The organism is Frankia sp. AgKG'84/4 (assembly GCF_023242965.2).
GTDB lineage: Bacteria > Actinomycetota > Actinomycetes > Frankiales > Frankiaceae > Frankia.
This window is the reverse complement of record NZ_JALKFU020001303.1, coordinates 1-2,142: the sequence shown is the minus strand read 5'-3', so window position 1 is coordinate 2,142 and position 2,142 is coordinate 1. Positions and strand designations below refer to the sequence as shown.

Here is a 2,142-nt window from a genome sequence, read left to right as displayed (position 1 = left end):
CGGCGGTCCTGGCCGCCCGAACCTGCTCCCAGCCGGTCCGGGCGGCGCCGGTCCGGGCCGCGCCGGTCCGGGCGGTGGGCCGCGACGGTGCCGCGGGGTCGCCCGGAGGTGCCGGGTCCTTCGGCCGGGCCGGCTGCTCCGAGGTGGGGAGCGCGGGGGGCGCCAGCGCGGTCAGGGCGCGGCGCAGCCAGTCGGCGACGGTGTCCGGGGTGGGCATCGCGTCCACAAGCCCGGCCGCGAGCGCCGAGGCGGCGCGGTGGCTCTCGGCGGGGGGCGGGGTGCCCGTCATCGCCTCGACCACGCGGGGGCCGGTGAAGCCCACCGTCGCGCCGGTGATGGCGCAGCGCAGGTCGCCGCGCGAGCCGATGGTCACCCAGACGCCGCCAGTGGTCGGCTGGTCGGCCACGGCGAGATGGCCGATCCCGGCGTCGTCGAGAGCGGCGAGGGCGAGGGCAGCGCGAGGCAGCCCGACCAGCCCGGCGACGCCCTCCTGCAGGCGGGTGCCACCGCTGCGCAGCAGCGAGACGAGCGGACGCCGGGTCGCGAGCGCGGTCGCGGCGGCGGCCGCGAACGCCGCGGCGTCGGCCTCACCGAAGCTGCCGCCGTGCACCGTGAAATCCCACACCGCCGCGACGGCCGGAATCCCCACGATCATGCCCTCGCCCCACCTAAGCGCCGACCGTCCGTCGTAGTCCGGCCAGCCCAGGCGATTGGCGGCGCGCTCGGCGGCCGGGCGCAGCGTGATGCCGGCGAGCAGCGGCGCACGCCAGTCAGCGGCCGTGCCGGCGCTGGATCGGCTGTCACTGTTCATGTCCGCATCTTGCGGTCCGCGGCCCGCGGTTCGGCTGTGCCACCCGCCGCGGTGGCATAGGACACGCCGCGTCGGAGCGCGCGCGCGGGGCCGGCCGGGTGATGCTCAAAAGATCCGTCGGCACCGATGGAGAGGTAATTATGTGACGTATTGTGCGGACTGCCTCCCGGTAGCGAGCGACATACCCTTTTGTTCACATCCTGCTGTGTGGGTGGGTGCGGACACCGCACCCGCGAGATCAGCGGAGTGAGGAGAGTGATGCTCACACCGCTGCTGGATGACGATCCCCGCCAGGTCGGCCCGTATCGGCTGCAGAACCGGATCGGTGCCGGCGGGATGGGGACCGTGTACCTCGGTTTCGCCCCGGACCAGCGTGCCGTCGCCGTCAAGGTGGCCGCCGAGGAACTCGCCGAGGACGCCGAGTTCCGCCGGCGCTTCGAGCGGGAGGTCCACGCCGCGCTGCGGGTGCGCGGCCACGCGGTGGCCGCCGTGCTCGACGCCGACACCGACGCGCCGGCGCCCTGGATGGTCACCGAGTACGTCGAGGGCATCAGCCTGGCCGACGCCGTCCGGGCCCGCGGCCGCATCGAGCGGCACCTCGTGCGCGGGCTGGCGGTCGGGCTGGCCGACGCGCTCGTCGCCATCCACGCCGCCGGTGTGGTGCATCGCGACCTCAAACCCTCAAACATCCTGCTGGCCTGGGACGGGCCCAAGGTCATCGACTTCGGCGTCGCCCACCTGACCGACAGCAGCACCCTCACCCGCACCGGCCACGTGATCGGGACGCTGGCCTGGATGTCGCCCGAGCAGATGCGCGGAGAGACGTCAGACTCCTCGGCGGACGTCTTCGCCTGGGCCAACTGCGTCACCTACGCGGCGACCGGGCGCCACCCGTTCCACGCCGAGACCCCCGACCAGCTGGCGATGCGCGTGCAGCGGGACACCCCTGACCTGAACGCGCTGCCCGCGTACCTGCTGACGGCGGTGTCCCGGGCGCTCTCCAAGACCCCCTGGCAGCGGCCCACCGCCGCCGCGCTGCTCGCCGCCCTGGTCGGGCGGGAGGTCGACGGCGTCACCGAGGCTGACGCCGCCGCCGGCGACGTGCTCGAGCAGACCTGGACCGGTGCCGGGCAGGCGGCCGTCGAGAGCGTGACCATGCTGCCTGGATCCGAGCTGCCTGGATCCGAGCCGACTGGATCCGAGCTGCCTGGATCCGAGCCGACTGGATCCGAGCCGACCGGATCCGAGCCGACCGGCGCGGGAACCGGCCTCGGCGACGGCGGCCGGGCGGCAGCCGTCGCGGGGGGCTGGTCACCGGCCGTGCACGGGCC

General features: G+C 74.9%; 2 protein-coding genes. One reads left to right on the top strand and one right to left on the bottom strand.

What is annotated here, in order from left to right:
* Positions 1-811 (bottom strand): carboxyl transferase domain-containing protein (locus MXD58_RS29890; protein ID WP_284679027.1); only part of this gene is annotated, 811 nt, incomplete at its 3' end.
* A gap of 258 nt (positions 812-1,069) precedes the next feature.
* Here MXD58_RS29890 and MXD58_RS29885 point away from each other — a divergent pair.
* A partial coding sequence (locus tag MXD58_RS29885) for a serine/threonine-protein kinase (RefSeq protein ID WP_250611493.1) occupies positions 1,070-2,142 on the top strand: 1,073 nt, incomplete at its 3' end.